The sequence below is a fragment of the Schaalia canis genome, from assembly GCF_003858455.1.
Lineage (GTDB): Bacteria > Actinomycetota > Actinomycetes > Actinomycetales > Actinomycetaceae > Pauljensenia > Pauljensenia canis.
On sequence record NZ_RQZF01000007.1, the window covers coordinates 55357 to 71220 of the forward strand.

Annotated in this window: 10 protein-coding genes and 1 CRISPR repeat array (1 of these 11 only partly in view); of the genes, 6 read left to right on the forward strand and 4 right to left on the reverse strand. The window is 55.6% G+C overall.

The window, feature by feature from the left end; all coding sequences use genetic code 11:
- Positions 1-14: 14 nt before the first annotated feature.
- Positions 15-2525, reverse strand: a complete 2511-nt coding sequence (locus EII11_RS07380) for a hypothetical protein (RefSeq protein ID WP_124870898.1) — start codon at positions 2523-2525, stop codon at positions 15-17.
- 187 nt (positions 2526-2712) lie between these two features.
- On the opposite strand from EII11_RS07380, the gene EII11_RS07385 reads away from it, so the two are divergent.
- The 6 genes from EII11_RS07385 to EII11_RS07410 are packed head-to-tail and all read left to right on the forward strand — an operon-like array spanning position 2713 to position 12513.
- Positions 2713-4638 carry a Cas10/Cmr2 second palm domain-containing protein gene (locus EII11_RS07385; RefSeq protein ID WP_124870901.1) on the forward strand — a complete coding sequence of 642 codons (1926 nt, stop codon included), beginning with the start codon at positions 2713-2715 and terminating at the stop codon, positions 4636-4638.
- A gap of 13 nt (positions 4639-4651) precedes the next feature.
- Entirely contained in the window at positions 4652-6808 is a 2157-nt protein-coding gene (locus tag EII11_RS07390) for an RAMP superfamily CRISPR-associated protein (protein WP_165867102.1), read from the forward strand.
- Entirely contained in the window at positions 6805-8475 is a 1671-nt protein-coding gene (locus tag EII11_RS07395) for an RAMP superfamily CRISPR-associated protein (RefSeq protein WP_124870907.1), read from the forward strand. The genes EII11_RS07390 and EII11_RS07395 overlap by 4 nt, the downstream gene beginning before the upstream one ends.
- Positions 8472-8984 (forward strand): hypothetical protein, encoded by a 513-nt coding sequence (locus tag EII11_RS07400; protein WP_124870910.1) that lies wholly within the window; start codon positions 8472-8474, stop codon positions 8982-8984. Before EII11_RS07395 ends, EII11_RS07400 begins: the two co-directional genes overlap by 4 nt.
- Before the next feature lies 1 nt (position 8985).
- On the forward strand, positions 8986-11184 hold the full coding sequence (locus EII11_RS07405; protein WP_124870913.1) for a hypothetical protein: 2199 nt from the start codon (positions 8986-8988) through the stop codon (positions 11182-11184).
- A 54-nt stretch (positions 11185-11238) separates the two neighbouring features.
- On the forward strand, positions 11239-12513 hold the full coding sequence (locus tag EII11_RS07410) for a pentapeptide repeat-containing protein (protein ID WP_124870916.1): 1275 nt from the start codon (positions 11239-11241) through the stop codon (positions 12511-12513).
- Between the two features lie 557 nt (positions 12514-13070).
- Here the strand turns inward: EII11_RS07410 and cas2 are convergent.
- Genes cas2 through EII11_RS10915 form a run of 3 tightly spaced genes read right to left on the reverse strand, consistent with a single transcriptional unit; the run spans position 13071 to position 15523 of the window.
- Positions 13071-13352, reverse strand: a complete 282-nt coding sequence (cas2, locus tag EII11_RS07415; protein ID WP_240623098.1) for a CRISPR-associated endonuclease Cas2 — start codon at positions 13350-13352, stop codon at positions 13071-13073.
- Positions 13349-14674: a CRISPR-associated endonuclease Cas1 gene (gene cas1, locus EII11_RS07420; RefSeq protein WP_124870922.1), complete on the reverse strand. Its 1326-nt coding sequence runs from the start codon at positions 14672-14674 to the stop codon at positions 13349-13351. The genes cas2 and cas1 overlap by 4 nt, the downstream gene beginning before the upstream one ends.
- Positions 14675-14680: 6 nt before the next feature.
- Positions 14681-15523 carry a reverse transcriptase family protein gene (locus EII11_RS10915; protein WP_165867104.1) on the reverse strand — a complete coding sequence of 281 codons (843 nt, stop codon included), beginning with the start codon at positions 15521-15523 and terminating at the stop codon, positions 14681-14683.
- 330 nt (positions 15524-15853) lie between these two features.
- Positions 15854-15864: direct repeats of the CRISPR family, unit length 37 nt (it continues 390 nt past the right edge of the window).

The window sequence follows — 15864 nt, forward strand, 5'->3', positions numbered from 1 at the left end:
TGCATGTGGAGTCGTCACGATTCTAGCGAGGGGGTTTGGGGGGATGGAGCGTCGGCGGATCTGTCAACTGTGGCGGCTTCGAGCAGTTGGCCGAGGGATTCGCGTAGGGCGTGGTACTGCTGGTACCAGGAGCCATGGCTATTGGCATGGAAACCCGAGGCTTCAGGATGTGCTCGAATCTTATCGATGGCGCACTCCAAGAGAACCTTGTAGCTGGGTTCTTTGCCTTCAGGGAACTCTAGGGGTGACTGGCGAACTTTTTGATCTCTTCCACCGCGCTCACGCACATTAGCGAGAACATCGCTAAAGGAGAGCGTGCCGTGTGTGATGGGAAGGCGGTTCCTAACCTCGCGGAGAAGAGTGATCAGCTGGCTGGCTTCGAGGTCCACTAGGCGGCCATGAATATCTGTGGGCGATTGATTGTTGCTGAGCGGGGATGTGCCGTGCGCGTTGGAGGGCATCAATTCACCGATAATGACCGCGAGTCGATGCTGCGCTTCAATACTGATTCGATCGGTTACAAAAAGCTCTTTCACAACATCCATTACGTCAACGATTACCGAGGCTTCATCATTCGGATTTGGAGCATTGACGGCACGAGTGAGTTCTGTTGCAAGTGTGTGGGCCTTTGGTGCCAGTTGCTGCATCTTCGAATCACCCGCAGCTAGGATTCGGGCCGCTGTGTAGAAGTCGAAGCGATCCATGCAATAGTTGGCAGCTTCAATCAGTGTCTGGTGGGAGAGGGAGCTTAATCCGAATCGATGAAACTGGATAGTGAACTTCGATTGCTTTGATTCGTTGTAACTGACTGTGGAGGCTAAAAAAACGGGAACTGCGTGGAGAGCGCCATACTTTTGCGCGGCCATGAGTAGAGTCATGACTACTTCTTTTGGGCCAGAAGCGCCAACGATGATACATCGCGGCTCGTGGGTGCGAAGCCAGCAGTCGACGCGCCCATGGAGGTCCTGAAGGGGTTTGTGCTGAGCACTTGCTGGCGTGCGATAGTCATGCATCGTGAAGGTGGTCGCCGGCAAATCCCAAGCGCTCTGGGTTGACGGGGCTCTCTTAAGGCTGTCAACTGAGTCGCGTGTCTCAAGCGCATATTGATGTGATTCTGGCGTGGTAGCAGAGAAGACATGTAGCCGTTTAGTGGCTGGATGCCCAACTGCCACATCAACGTCATGATCAATAGGGGTTTTTAGTATTTGAAGAGGGAATGGGAGTCTTCCCTTGTCTGAGGGATTCGTAGTCGTTTGGTGAGAGCTAGTAGGTTGCCTGCGAATGCCTTCTGCATAAAGGAAGCAGACTGCTGGTGACGGCCAGGAGAGCCATGTGGGTCGAGGAATCCTTACAGTAGAAAGAAGCTCCGTGAAAAGATTTTCTTGAGATGAGGAACCTTCCGCAAGGCTCTTAAAACTATGGGTTGCCTTGGCAGCAAGTTGGTTGAGCTGAGATCGATCTGCTAGCCATTGGTCGCAGGCAGGTGCTGAGTCGCCGGTACTCTTCACCACCTTCTGAGCCTCACCAATGACCTTGCCAAGAAATAGCTTGGAGTCAAAGAGGTTGGATTGGGAACCGCATTCTTTCCGGCGGCGTTGATATTCCGCCTCAATCCACGCTCGTATCGACATTCCGCCTGCTAAATCCCCACGGGAGACATCCAGAAGGCTAAGGAAAGCGAGAGCATCGGCGAGCTCTTCCTCGGCGTTGGAGGGAGTTTCGGGACTCTTCTCGCCTAGCGCTATTTCGATCTTGTTAACAGCTTCTTGAATGGTTTGATCTTCTGGGAAGAGCTTTGCCGCAATAGTTGGAAACCCTAGCCCCATGAGCCAGCCCCATTGGGTTTGTTCAATGGATGCTTGTTTGTTCATAAGCTCAACAAGTGTCTGGGCATCCTCCTTGAGGGGCAGAATGGACCATTTTCCTCTATACGTGGCTTCAAGCGCTGCTGCGCAGGTTAATAGGAGACTAGTGGCTCCTCCGCCGAAGACTAGGCGGGCGACTGAGTCGGGGGTTTCTTGAGCAATCGCTTCGAGTGTTCTCTGAGCACTCTCTATGTTGTCCGTTTCCTGGAGTGATGGAAAAATCAGTGGGTCGGGGAGCTCTAGTGAGCATCCGTATGCCTTGCTAATCCTTGTCGAGAGGGCTCTGAGTACCGAGTGAAGTGCGTGAGCAAGTGCATCAGTGGGGGTGTGTCCGCCTTTGCATCCAACCAATAGAAGCGAGATTGAATCGTCTCCAGCCCGCTGAGCATTTTCAAAGATTTTGGCCAGAGGTGGGGTTTCCTCTGAAGTTTTTGCGGTGAAAGAAACGAAGTCTTCAAGCTTTTCTGCGGTTGGAAAGGAGCTCTGGAAGACAGCGTTCCATAGCTCATCTTCAGATGGGGTTGCAATTTGTGAGAGTCTGAGTTGGCTGCTGAGAGTAGTGAAACTTGAGGCCACGGCAGTGGGAATTTCTTTCTCACAGAACTTTGGTTGATCAATCCCCAGATCAGCGAGCCCTACAACGTGTACCACTAGTGTCATTGTCTGTGTCCTCTCCGCGGCCTCGTTACCGCGCAATGTTCAATTGTGACTCTTCGGAGAAGAAAAGAAAAGGTTTTGCGCAAACTATCGGAGTGCGCAGTCATTTTCCCAGGTCGGCCTACGGATGATGGAGATTCGGGGATGCTGTGTCAGACTGTCTGTAGAGATGAACCAAAGGAGGTTCCTGATGCACCTGGTCATGCTGGAAACAAATGGCAACCAGCGTTTTGTCTTTGCGTCCCCGCGTTTACGCGATGCGATTGGGGCGTCATATCTGTTGACTCAGTTAGACGCCTGGACGAAAGATGCATACTGCGAACTAAAGCGCAAGAAGTCTCACTCAGACAAAGACGCATGTGTTTCTCTCTCGGACAAGGAAAAAGCTCGTATTGCTCGTTCATACGAGGATGCCTGCGTTTCTCGTTCCTCCGGCAAGGTGATTCTCCGCGTGGATGACGATGTCGCCGCGCGTCAACTTATTTCCGCTGTCACGCAGCGAGTGGCCGCACAAGCGCCAGGCATGGATGTCACGGGTGTGCACATCGGGATTGGAAACGGACCCGTGACCGGCGATCATCTGAGAAAAATCCACGAGGTCGCTGCACGCCATGCGGTTTCACGGGCACCAGCACAAGCACGCTTCCCTCAGATGCCCTTTCTTGTGCGCGGGCGCGATTCCTCGCTACCTGCTTCACCTCGTTTGAAGACATTCATTCCCGCGCTGTCGGATGAAGCTAAGGATGACCGGGCGACAGCTTTGGCGCTACCAAGCCGCATCAAGCGTTACTATGCGCTGCACGGGCGTGAGGGCTTCCTGGAGAGCATGGCCGAGGACGGTGGCGAAGGTGCACTTGAATGGCAAAACCTCCGCAGGGATACGAACAAGCTTGAGGATGAGCTGAAACAACAGCTTGACAAGCAGCTCACGGCAATGGAGCGAGCGTTCGAAGGGAAGGCCCCCCTCACCCCACCGAAGAAGGATGAGAGACTGCTTTCCAGGGTGGCGGTTATTCACATTGATGGCAACGGCATTGGCGCTCTCATGCAAAACCTTCAGGTGGCATTGGAGGAGGTTCAAAAACATCCTGAACTGCTGACACGTCTCAAGCAGTCAGAAGAGAAGCTAGATCTCAACAAAAACAATTCTGACGCCTTCCCCAATTTCGTGAAGGCCATTAACGCAGCCCTCGAAAAAGCCATCGCCGACGCGTGCCGCCATGCTTACTGGCTGGTTGCACGCCTGCAATATCCCGAGGTCGTTCGTGACGGCTTAACGGATGAACAAATCGTGCATGTCGTGCCTGTGCTCTTGGGTGGCGATGATGCAACTGTCATTGCCGATGGCGACTATGCCATACCGTTCACCGCAGAATTCCTTCGCGCCTTCGAGCAGGCCACTGCGGCAGATCCGCTACTGTCAGTCGTTGCTGAGGATGGGAAATTCACGGCAGGCGCGGGTATTGCGATTGTGCGCACCGCCTTTCCCTTCCACTTGGCCTACGATCTGGCAGAGCACCTGGCATCTCAAGCGAAGACGATCGGCAAGCGCTACCAAGTCTCGACCTTCTCTTACCATCAGCTGGTTGATACCACGATCCTCGACCCTGCGGCTCTGATCGCGAGGTATAAGGATCTTGCCTGCAACACTTTCGTGGTCAGCGAAAGCGGTCAGGCGGCAGCCTCGTCAAACGAGGGCGACGTACATCCAACGGAGGCCCCACAATGGGCCGACATGCTCCGTAAGGTGGCACTCTTTACCGGCCTGACTCCCGCGGAAGGCCAGAGCGAGGCGGTCGCCTTCCCCGGCACGCGAGCCCAAAGGATGCGCCGCTATGCCGCCTTGATCGCAGCGGACAAGAACACAGTTGAGTACGGGCTACCGCCGATCGAAACGGGGCCAAACAAGCGGGATGGAAAGAAGCCTTCGCAACTGCTCGCAGATGAATGGGAGGTCGCAAAGGGCGAAAGTGAAGCCCTGAAGGCGGCGTGTGAAGCGATTGGCAGCCACACGTTCTTCTTCGATCTGATCAACCTCAAGGAGCTGCTGCCAGAGGCTTATCTGCGCGGTGAACTGGGGCTGACCTCGGATGATAACGACGCTTCGGGCAAGTGAGGAGAGAACACCGATGACACATACAAATCGCTCCGCGCAGCCTGAGGCGTTACCCATCCGCATTCAGTTCACAACCAACTGGGGTGTGGCTACAGGCGAAGGCTCGCGAGGCATCGTGAACTCCACCGTTGAGACCGACGCGAAAGGCTATCCACTTGTGCGGGCCACCGTCCTGACCGGCATTATGCGTGAGCAGGCTGAGGTCGTCGCCCGCGCTCTGGATGGTGGTGGAGAGCCCGACGGGGCTGGTCGTGATGAAGCAGCGCAGCAGTGGCAGACATTCGTCGCTGGCCTTTTTGGTTCACGAGGCCGAGCCGCTGGAGGCAGCGGGGAGGACGCCGCGCCCAGCGAAGGGACGACGGCCAGGCTCCTGATTTTTGGCGATGCCAAGATCGACAAGGATCGCGAGGACTCGAACCAGAAGTGCACTACTGAAGCCGTGAGTATCTCTATTGACCCGGAAACCGGCTCAGTCAAGAACGACTTCTTCCGCACGATTGAGCGCGCCACGGCCAATACGCTCACGAGCACAGTTGATTTCATGGCGGTTGACCATGCGGGCAACCCCATCGAGTGGACAGAAGAACAACAGCAGGCCGTCCGTTTTGTCCTGAGTCTTGCGGCCACGCTGGTACGTGGTATCGGGTCGGATCGAAGCGCTGGTGATGGTGAGTGCACGGTGCTTGTGGGCGAGCACTCTGATGAGGTTCAGCAACGCCAGTGGTGCAAGAAGAAGATGGAGGAATACCTCTCAGCGTCATCAGAGGAACGCGAGAAGAAATGGCCCCCGCACCTTCCCGAGGCATCACAGGACCTCAAGGCCGCACCTCTCATTGAGACTCAGCGGGATGCGACGCATGGACACGATACGGCCTCCGCAGGCTTCGTAGAAATCCCCCTGACATTGAAACTTTGCAGCCCAGTGGTCTCCTACGAGGTTCCCATGTCCAACGAGGTGCGCACTCTGGACTTCCTGCGTGGTACGACCCTGCTGCCCTGGGTCCACAGCCGACTGCGCGCTGCGATGCCTGATAGTGAGATCGTCCGCGATGCAGCGGTAAACGGCGATCTATTCGTCTCGGATGCACTGTTCATGGCTAAAGCTCCTGGTTCTCCAAGCAGCGGTGAGGATACGCCGGTCGTCGGCTTGCCCGCTCCCTTGTGCCTGTCGCGGAGCAAAGCTGCTGGCGATGATGCGGACCATGTTCTCAACCGTCTGCGGACGGCTCCTGCGAAGAAGGATGGGGGCATCCCTGAAGCCCATGTGCCACTGCGTGGAGGATTCATTTTCCATAGTGGTGCCGAGGCTCCTATCTCCTTTGGTGCTCCCAGCACGGTTGGCCGCCAATCCAACGCCCACAATGCCGTCACCGGTGCGACGGCGAATGCTCAGTTGTTCCTAGTGCGGGCGCTTGCGGCCGAACAGGACTTCGGCGCGACGGTCATAATGTCGGCCAGGCTTCAGCAGGAACTGTCTTCTCTTGACCTTTCTGCAGTTCTTAGCGGAGAGGCGCGCCTGGGCACGCGTAAGCTTTCTGGCACTTACGGTCAGGTGACATGTCAAGCAGGTGCCGTTCGGGAGGTACCTCGACACCCCGATTACTGGAGTAAGCCTGACTCAGACCATGAGGATGGGCCATGGGAGGATGACAACACCACGACCCTGTGGTGTGCGTCGGACCTGCTGGTGCGATCCGCATCCCTGGGGCATGGCGGCAGCGTGGAGGATATTCTTCGTGCTCTTCAAGATGCGGGAGCGGAGGTGGATCGGGTCGAAGAGCCGAGACCTAATACACCTGAAGATGAACTGTTCCGCGTGTCCATTCGCCACCGCCGAGTGGACTCATGGTCAGGTGGCGGCGATGGAGCCGACGGGCAGCCTCGCCCCACCCGCGTTGCCGTTCAAGCAGGGTCGGTTCTACGCGTGAAGCTCGCCCCGGAGGCAGACAAGGATCAGGTGACCGAGGCGCTAGCGAAAATTGCCGCCACCGGACTGGGAGACCTGAGAGCGCAAGGATACGGGCGGATCCTGGTCGGGCATCCTCTTCTGCGGGAGGAACGTATCACCATTACTCAGCCGCCAAACGAGGCTCCCGCCGGTACTGAGGCCAGTGCAGACACCGAGGACTGTGCAGATAGTGAGGCAGTGGAAGGGAGCGTAGAGGCATGAGCATCACGCGCTATGAACTAACGATGTATCTGAAAACCACATCGGCGCTGCACTCAGGCGGGGTTGAGGAGACGGTCAATCGTGAAGACCCCGAGACGAAGCAGGAGCGGAAAGCGACCGCGCAGCGTTTTGCTCGGGACGGTCAGGGGCAGCCTTACCTGCCGGGGCGCTCTATCAAAGGTGCGATCCGTGCCGCTTGCGAGCAGACTGTCGCTCGGGCGGATGGTGCAATTGACGAGGACGGGCTGCTCACGAAGGACTCCCTCAATGCGCTGTGGGGTGGTGAGACAGCTGCCTCGGTGCTGACTGTTCATCCGATTGTCCTGCCTGTTGTTGAGGAGGCGGCAGAAGAGAAGAGTGCCAGGCAAGCCCAGGACGGTGCCCATGCTGTGTTGCGAGAGCGCCCAGGTATCGCCATTGACCGCTACTGGGGTGCTGTGGGTGATGGGGCCCTTTTCGTCCACGAGGTGCTGCCTGCTGGTGCGGAACTGAAACTGCGAATTAGCGCGCATGTGGATACCGAGTCGGGCAGGACGCCTGAGCAGGTTGAAGCACTGCTGCGTTTGATTGTGGAGCTCTTCAAAGCAGAGCAGATCACTTTCGGTAAGCGTAAAAACACGGGTTGGGGTGGTGTCACACTCGCCCAAGACTTGCCTGAAAAGTCGGTTTTCCTGACAAGGACAAAGCTTGATACTCCTGACGGGCTAGTCTCATGGCTTAGCGGCGGAGAGAAGCTTCCTCTTGAAGAGCTTCCTGCCATTGAGAGTGTGTCCGATGTTCAGGAACGAGTGACGATCCGCGTAAAGTGGTCGAGTCCGACGGGCATTCTGGTGGCCGATCCTGAACGGCGTGAAGCGCGTAAAGAGGCTGAAAACGATCCTGAGAAGAAGGAAAGCGTGCCCACCGAGCAATGGCGTGATCGTGAGGGCGACTGTCTGGTGATCCCAGGTTCGTCGATTCGCGGGGCCCTGCGTAATCGGGCGACTCGGATTGCCAGGACGATACTGTTTGCGACCGAAGGTGTAGGCGGGGAGTACACCTCGGACTGGTCGGACGAGGACGTGCACAAGCAGCTAGCAGCCGACGTGCCGTTGATTCATGACCTCTTTGGGACTACTGATCGTCGTGGCGCACTGACTGTCCGCGAGGTTCGATCAAGAACACTGGGCGAGAAGATCACGGTCACCCACAATGCGGGGGATCGCTGGACAGGAGGTGTCATTGATGGCGGCTTGTACTCCGAGGAGTACTACGTCGATACGGACTGGGAGCCGATCGTCCTCGAGATCAACCTTGCACACCTGTTCCGCGTAAAGGAGGGCGAGCGGATACCAGCGACTTACACCGAGGGGAGGTGCCGCGCCGCCCTCGTCCTTCTAGGACTCGTGATGGCTGAACTTGCCACTGGAACTCTGCCGATTGGTAGCCGAGCTACGCGCGGTATGGGCGCTGTGGAGGTCAAGACAGTGGAAGTGTCCGGACCTAAGGAACTGCTTGGCACGCCCCGATGGGAGCTCGAGGGCGGTGGACAGGCGATTGCGCGAGAGCTTCTCAAGAAGCTGCGCGAAATGAATGAGGAAATCAGCGGTAATTGGACGGATTATTTGACGAAGGAGCCCGAGGCCGCCCCCTCGGCCAGTGGTGAAGGTTCGGAGGAGCAGGCATGAGCAGCGAACGTCCTGTGCTGAAAGATGTGGAATTGCCAGACCTAGCAGACGGGTGGTGGGACGTGCGGGAGGTAAACGTCGATAGCGCGTTGGCGCTGTGCCAGCAAGCGCATGCCAATGGTTCTGCGTGGCAAGGGATTGCCTACAGTACCTGCGGAGCGGTCGATATTCGGCGTGTGAATGAGGCGGGAGCTAAGACCTCTAAGGACGAGTTCGTTGACTTGGCTACCGTGTATGAGATGCGCTTGTGGCGCTGTGACTGCACGGGGGAATCTGGCGGCTTGCGCGCCCACGAACTGCGTTGGGTCAACGGTGCTGGTGGCGTTGAGGTTCGTGTTTTGGTTTCTACAGCGGAAGCCGGTGGGCCCTGTTGGACCCGTGCGAACCAGTACCTGCTGCACGGCCAGGAGATTGATGGTCCGATCATGGCCTCATTGGAGGTCTTTACCGAAGATACTTACGGCAATGTCGTGTTCGCCGATGAACTTATGACAGGAAAGTGGGCGTGAGATGACCGATAACATCAGCGGAAAGCCTTTCCACTCGGCGGTCAACCGCATTCCTGTGCTGAGGCCGCAGGTTCTTGCCTCTCTGGCGTCTAGGCCAGAGCTGAGCGAAGTCTTTGGAGACCGCTTAGCTATTGGGCACGATCATCTCGCTCCTGAGTATTGGAGTGGCACGATCGATCTGGAGATGATCGTGCGGACGCCATTAGTTTTTGGTGAGCAGAAGAAGCATGACGGTCAGAACGGACCAAGCACAGTCTCACTGCCGATGTGTGATGGCCAGCTTTTCGTGCCGCCGACCATGGTGAAGGGCATGATTTCGCGCGCGTATGAGACGCTGACGGCTTCTCGCTTTCGAGTCTTTGGCGACCACAAAGAGCCTCTGACCTATCGGAGCGATCCTGCGGCTGCGTTGGACCTCATTCCGCTCCGTGTGGTTGAAAGAAGGACAGATGGAAGTCTTACTGTAGACCTTTTCCGCGGGGATACCACAACTAATGGCGACTATGAAGAGCGAGGCGTGAAGTATCCGGTGATGTACGCTGCTGCGCTTCAAGATATGGCCTACGGTCACGCTCACCTCGCACCGGGGATGACCACCGAGCGCATGCGAGAGTTGACTCCACACGGCAAGAAGATCACCTGTGATATGTCGCTTTGTCTGCATGGTAGTGGGGGGCGTGGAGGAAAGTACTCCTATTGGCAGGTGACTCATGTCCATACCTCTGATGGTCAACGGATTGAGCTGGTCAGCATTGATTCTTCTGTTCCGGTGGTGGATTCGCTCTCCAGGGTTGAGGGTTTTGTTTACCGAACTACGCCGGATCATCTTCAATCTAAAGATCTTTTTAACCGCAAGCATGATGAGAAGGTATTCTTCGATATTGATTCTCGGGGTGCCGAGAGGGTGACGGTATCTCCTGAGGTCGCAGAAGCCTACGAGGTGGTGGTGAGGAGTTACGAGGCTGAGCGACGTCGCGAGGTTGAGCAGAAGCTGCCTCAGAAGAATCGACATAAGCCGAATAGGGCGACGCATGGGGTTCAAGTGGCCAGACGAAACGCGTCAGTCGAATCGGTGGATGCGGCTGTAAAAGAGGCCTTGCGGCTTAAGGTTGGGGACCTTGCCTTTGCGGTAGTCGGAGAAGTTAACAGCGGCATGACAGAGGTGCTTGAGATCGTTCCAATGATGGTCGGTAGGCATGCCTATGAGCGGAGCCCATGGCGACTGGCGGAAGATCAGAAAGTGTTGCCGTTGTCGCGGAAAGAGGAAGCCTCTCCGGCCGATCGTCTATTTGGCTATGTCGTTAAGGAGCCAAAGGAGGACGCCAGGAGGGGAGATGTTGCTTATCGTGGGCGCCTGAGTTTCGGAGCGGTTGATACGTCTGAGGCGCGGATCAGCGGTAGCCCGAAACTCCTCGCGCCACTATTGGGAGCGAAACTGGGGTCGGGGCGACGTTTCCTCACGGATTCTTCTGGAACGACGCCGAATGACAACGGGGCAAACCTCCCGAGATCGGGTTTCTATGTTGAGGGACAGTACCTTGGTGCAGCAGCGTTCCCTGTACATCAGACGTTGATTGGGGAGACGGGTTTCCCCTCCTCAGCGACGGAACTACCCCCAACGGAAGGAATGGAAGCTGCTGGTGATAAAACACGTCTGAAGGCGGAGAACTGGGTTGAGCCGGGCAGTGTTTTGCGATCCAGGATTGCTTTTAATAACCTTGCAGAAGCCGAGCTAGCCGCGCTTCTATGGGTGTTGACACCCGAGAACTTGGTGCCAACGGCAGAACTCACTAAGGATCCGCAAGCGTGTGGATATCTGCGTATGGGGTTGGGTAAGCCCTTGGGGCTCGGAGTTGTTGAAGTCCGGGTTGCCGAAGATGGTGTGCGAGCACATCAGGGACGCGACCAAAGCGAGCAGTATACGGCCCTAAATGGTTGCTGTGGTTGCGAGGATTCTTTGAAGAGTTCTGGCTCTTTCGCGCTTCCTGCCGTGGAAACTTTGCTGAAGAAACCGTGGGTGCAGGCGCTCCAACGTGCAGCCTTCGGCTACTCCGACGGGATTGCTGTCCGCTACATGACCCTGGCAGAGAATAAGGAAAACAACCAGACTGACTATCGAACCAATGTTCCTAAAACGGGTGCGGGGGTGGCACCTACAGATTTGACAGGAGAGAGAACTCCTGCACCGATCCGAATATGAAAAATTTCCGAACTAATTTGCAGATTCGATTCAGTCCGGGGTGCGGAGAATAATTTGGAAACGTATAGTCGTGTTTTTCTTCCAGTTTTATGGGCACTGGTGGGCCTCTTTCTCGTGATGGGTCTGGCTTACTTCATTTACCCAGCTTATGTCCCCCTTCTCGGAACACAAAGGAGTCGGGAATCTTTCATTTTCACGGCTGTTGCGGGAGTGGGTGGCGCATCACTGGTTGGCCTTCAATTTCGTGGGCGTTGGTTTGCTGAGCGGGCGCACCTTTATGATCAGTGGGTCCAAGGAATGCAACTCTTATCAGCCTCTACTGTGCCTGATCGTATCAAAGGTGTTGAGGTGCTTCTCGGGCTGCTTGAGAATGCAAGGTGGAGTTACGAGGCGAAGGTTTTGCGCTTCTTTGCCGAATACTTGAGGCGAAATCCATATGGCCCGCAGGAAGTCGAGCTCCGAATAGTTAATGCTATGGGTGATACTAAAAGCTTTGGCGATAGCTGGTTTAGGCAATTCTTCATCTCTTATAGGCGGAGTAGCTCGATTTCTCTGGACCTCTCCGGGGTTACTTTGAATGTGCCTATTTCGTGGAGGAGAATGCATTTCTCATGCCCCATTAACTTTAGTGGGGCAGTGTTCGTAAATGGAGCCGACTTCTCTGGTACCACTTTCTGTGGAGGGGCTGATTTTTCCTCGACTGTTTTCTGGAGTGAAGCATCCTTCGATGAATCGCATTTCTTGTGTGAAGCGGATTTTAGGGACTCCTCTTTCGAGACGGGTGCCTCATTTTATTTAGCGTATTTTCGAAGAATCGCGCTATTTCGTGACACATGCTTTGGAGGGAGGGTCTTGTTTGAAAGATCGATATTTATGGACAGTGTCGATTTTCTAAATTCTGGTAAATCTGAATTGAGGTCGACTAATTTTCAAGGCGATGCAAATTTTTCTGCCACTATCTTTTATCGAGATGCATATTTTGGTGGGAATCAGAGGGTTTCGGGGGGACAGTTTAAGTCATCAATTTTTGAAGGGGAAGCAAAATTTAACGGGGCTATATTTCATGGAATTGCCGACTTTTCCGGCGTTCGCTTCATGGGGGGCGTTTCCTTTTCTCGGCTCCGTGCTGATTTATCTCAGTCTTCTCCTACGATATTCTGTAGTCAGGCGAACTTTGTGGATGCTGATATATCCTCCGGGGTTCTGAATGTGGGCCGAGAGCGTGTTGGACATGAGGTGTTTTCTGGCGCCATTTTTAACGGGGATGCATACTTTTCTTTTGCTGGGCTTGGGGAAAGTTTTGCGGCTATTAGGGGGGGCTCTCTTTAAAGCGGGTAAACATATCGACATTCCCTCTGAGAGCATAGGGAGGATTTATATTTCTCAAAAAATTTTGAGCTCCTCTGGTCGTCGGAGTTTTCCTCGCTATTCGCAGGCGAATTTTATCAAGGAGATCTCGTCGTTTGTTCCTTCTGCCTCTAAAGATAAGTGATTCCACTCACTTTCTTCCTGGAATATTTGTTGCTTTCTTTCTAAATGAAATTGCGGCGTCGAAGAGCTTCCTATCACTGGTGAAACTATCGATATGCGGCTGCTAGATCAGTTTCGATTAGCCTTATGGTGCTAGGGGCCTTCCGGCTCCTCATGTTTTTTGACCTTTCTAACCTTTCGGCGTTGCTCTCCTTCGTGCCACCGATGGCATTTTTGCCGATTCTGGAACCGACTTGTCAACGCAAACATGCGGAAAAACCCGCTTGTCAGACAACTTATCGCTCCTGTACCGCTGCTACAGTCTCGCAGGGCGAGACAGTAGGCTATGAGTGCTTTAAGCGAGATGTCTCCTGTCGGCGGGCGGATTACCTCGGTGACCTTCCTACTGGAACCCCTCACCAGACGCCACGATACAAGCCAATGTCGTCCAATGACATTCCTATTCCATAGACCTTGGCGTGATCCTCGCACTTTGCGCACAAGCGGTATATGTGCACGGCATCCTCGTGTTCGTCGATAATCGCCAGCATCTTTGACCGCAAGGTTGAAAGATCTTCAGCATCAACACGCACCTGAAACACAGACTCCTGCACCCTGTACCCCCACGCCTGCAAAAGCGTTGCCAGGCGAGACCTGCGCGAATCAGCGGCAATATCGTAAGCAACTACGTACATCATCGCCATGCCACCCCACGCCACACGTAATCAGGTTCAACAATTGCCCGTGCCAGCAACTGGGCCTCATGGTGGATATGCCGCCGCCATGAGCCAGCAAACCCCGGCAGCGCTCCCTTCACTGAGCGTTGAAGGGTCGCCTCATAGCCGTCCACCAGGGCCTTCTTCCCTGAGCGATTCAGCCACACCCCTTCCTGCGCATGATCTGCAGGAGTGCCGTGCTCGCAACGAAGCCTCTTGGAGCGCGCAAGACCAAACACCGTGCGATCAACCAACAGCGGGCGAAACTCCTCCATCAAATCCAACGCCAAACTCGGCCGCTTCCCCGTTGAAGAATGCAGGATTCCCAGAGACGGCTCCAAGCCAGCGGCAACCAACGCCCCGGTGCACTCGCTCAACAAGATTGCGTAGCCATAAGACAGGGCAGCATTTGTGACATCACGAGGAGGACGCCGGTTCCTACCCGAAAAACCAAGCTCCACAGGCAGAAGCGTTGACACAACCTCAAAATATGCGGCGGACGCAGCACCCTCTATCCCCAGCAACTCCTCCACACTGCTCACGCGGGAAACCTCGTCAATCAAGGCACGAATACCCTGCGCGGCACCGCGAACCACCCCACCCGCACTACGGCGAGCCAAGCGAACCACCCCACCCGCACTACGGCGAGCCAAGCGAAGCAACACATTCACCTGATGGCGCATCTTCGCTGCCACCACAGCTCGGGCAAGCGGAAGGCGACACTCCTCACTATCAGACATGCGCATCTGCGCTAACAGACGCTGCGCATCTCGTTCGCTACGGCGCCCCTCCAAATGCCCCAGGTAACTGCCCCGCCGCGACAAGAAAACCACCGTTGCCCCCGTAGACAAAGCCCACGAACGCACACCTGCAGACATACCTACCGTCCCCGATACGACCACGCGTGAGACGGTATTCTTCGGCACTGACATCAACGGCAAGCCCTCAGGCCCCTCAATAACCAAACGGCCCTTTGCCAGGCGAATGCGGGCATCCTCGCGGCCCACATAGAGCACCTCATCTGGACGTCTCTTCCCTGCCCCTCCCTGGATGCAGTGAGGTTCTGAGGAGGAAAACTCTCGGCCGAGGAATGCAAAGCCTTCATCGAAAGTCGTCATCATCGTCTTCTCCTCACTCAGTTGAAGGTGCAATCCAGAAGCTAAGTCACGAACAAGATCAAGAGCAGAGAGAATCTCAGATTGAGTTTCCGCGCAAACCACGAAATCATCAGCGAAACGCGCATAGCCAAAACCCGCCTGCGATACCGCAATGTCGAAATCCGTGAGCGCGACATTCGCCAGCAACGGTGATTACGAGGAGCCCTGGGCCAAACCTCGACTGCGGGTGCGGCGCTCACCTCGCGCCCGCCGAGGCGAAGCCACCAAACGAATCAAAAAGAGCGTGCGCTGACACGGGATAAGAGCTGCCAAATGTTGGAGGATGTTGTCCATCCGAATGCTGGGGAAGAAGCGATGAAAATCCGCGCGCAGCACATGCCCAAGCCCCCAATCGCGCAGCATCGCAACGTGTTCGACGGCATCGTTAATTCCCAAGCCTGGTCGAAATCCAAAGGAGCACGGCGAGTGTAGAGGCTCCACAAGGGGCGTGATGACGTCGACAATTGCACGTTCAACTACGTGATCACGCATGATAGGAACGCGCAGGTCACGAGCCTTATGTCCTTTCCGTTGGGGCAGGTGAAAGCCGATGAGCTGGGAGGGCCGATAGGTGCCAGCGTGAAGTTGCTCAGATAGCGCTTCGAGCTGGGCGTCAATGACCTCTGACGCAGGTGCCTGCGTTGGCGATAGGGTTGGGGGAGGGGTTTGGAGAGGGTGCTCTGGGGCTGCGAGAGTTTCGTGCACTATCGATTGTCGAGGTTTCTGACGCGACTGCAAGGTCTGCCATGCTCGTTTGAGGGTCTCAACGTTAGCGATAACGTCATAAAGATCGGGTGTGTTCGACGTGGCTGACGACGGTGTGGCAAGGAGGCCGCGAAGAGGGCGAATCGTCGTTCCGAGGTAGTGGAAATCGTGGGTTGGAGTGGCCAGGAGCTGGGTGGCGGCGAGCTCGGAGTCCAGATTGAAGCTTCCTGCAATCCTTGCAGGGGTAAGGGCTGGTGTGGCTAAGGCTTGGGGAGGGAAGAGGTCGCTCATGGCACATCTGTCTTTCCGTGCGAGTCGGATGCAGCCCTTCAAGCAGGGTGCCAAAACGGGTCGGGAGGACAGCGGGAATTGAAGAATAACACCCGTGTAGTTCGGTGTCTCGGGCTGGGGGAAACATGAAAACCCTCTGTGTTTCATGTGTGAAACACAGAGGGTGATTGGCCTGATCGGGCGATATTTTTTAGCGAGATTCCGGCCGGAAGCGCTTTGGAAGGCGTGTCCGAATGGTGAGTTGGAAGGACTTCGGTGGCGAGTCCTATCCGTCTTGTGGCACGAGGAGCTTTCCGGCGGTGGATGCTTGCGACGAGGAAACGAAACGATGTCTCAATGCG

What these genes read in the sequence shown, in the direction of transcription:
- EII11_RS07380 (WP_124870898.1), bottom strand. Translation starts at nt 2,525, where the DNA reads ATGACACTAGTGGTACACGTTGTAGGGCTCGCTGATCTGGGGATTGAT.
- EII11_RS07385 (WP_124870901.1), top strand. Translation starts at nt 2,713, where the DNA reads ATGCACCTGGTCATGCTGGAAACAAATGGCAACCAGCGTTTTGTCTTT.
- EII11_RS07390 (WP_165867102.1), top strand. Translation starts at nt 4,652, where the DNA reads ATGACACATACAAATCGCTCCGCGCAGCCTGAGGCGTTACCCATCCGC.
- EII11_RS07395 (WP_124870907.1), top strand. Translation starts at nt 6,805, where the DNA reads ATGAGCATCACGCGCTATGAACTAACGATGTATCTGAAAACCACATCG.
- EII11_RS07400 (WP_124870910.1), top strand. Translation starts at nt 8,472, where the DNA reads ATGAGCAGCGAACGTCCTGTGCTGAAAGATGTGGAATTGCCAGACCTA.
- EII11_RS07405 (WP_124870913.1), top strand. Translation starts at nt 8,986, where the DNA reads ATGACCGATAACATCAGCGGAAAGCCTTTCCACTCGGCGGTCAACCGC.
- cas2 (WP_240623098.1), bottom strand. Translation starts at nt 13,352, where the DNA reads ATGATGTACGTAGTTGCTTACGATATTGCCGCTGATTCGCGCAGGTCT.
- EII11_RS10915 (WP_165867104.1), bottom strand. Translation starts at nt 15,523, where the DNA reads ATGAGCGACCTCTTCCCTCCCCAAGCCTTAGCCACACCAGCCCTTACC.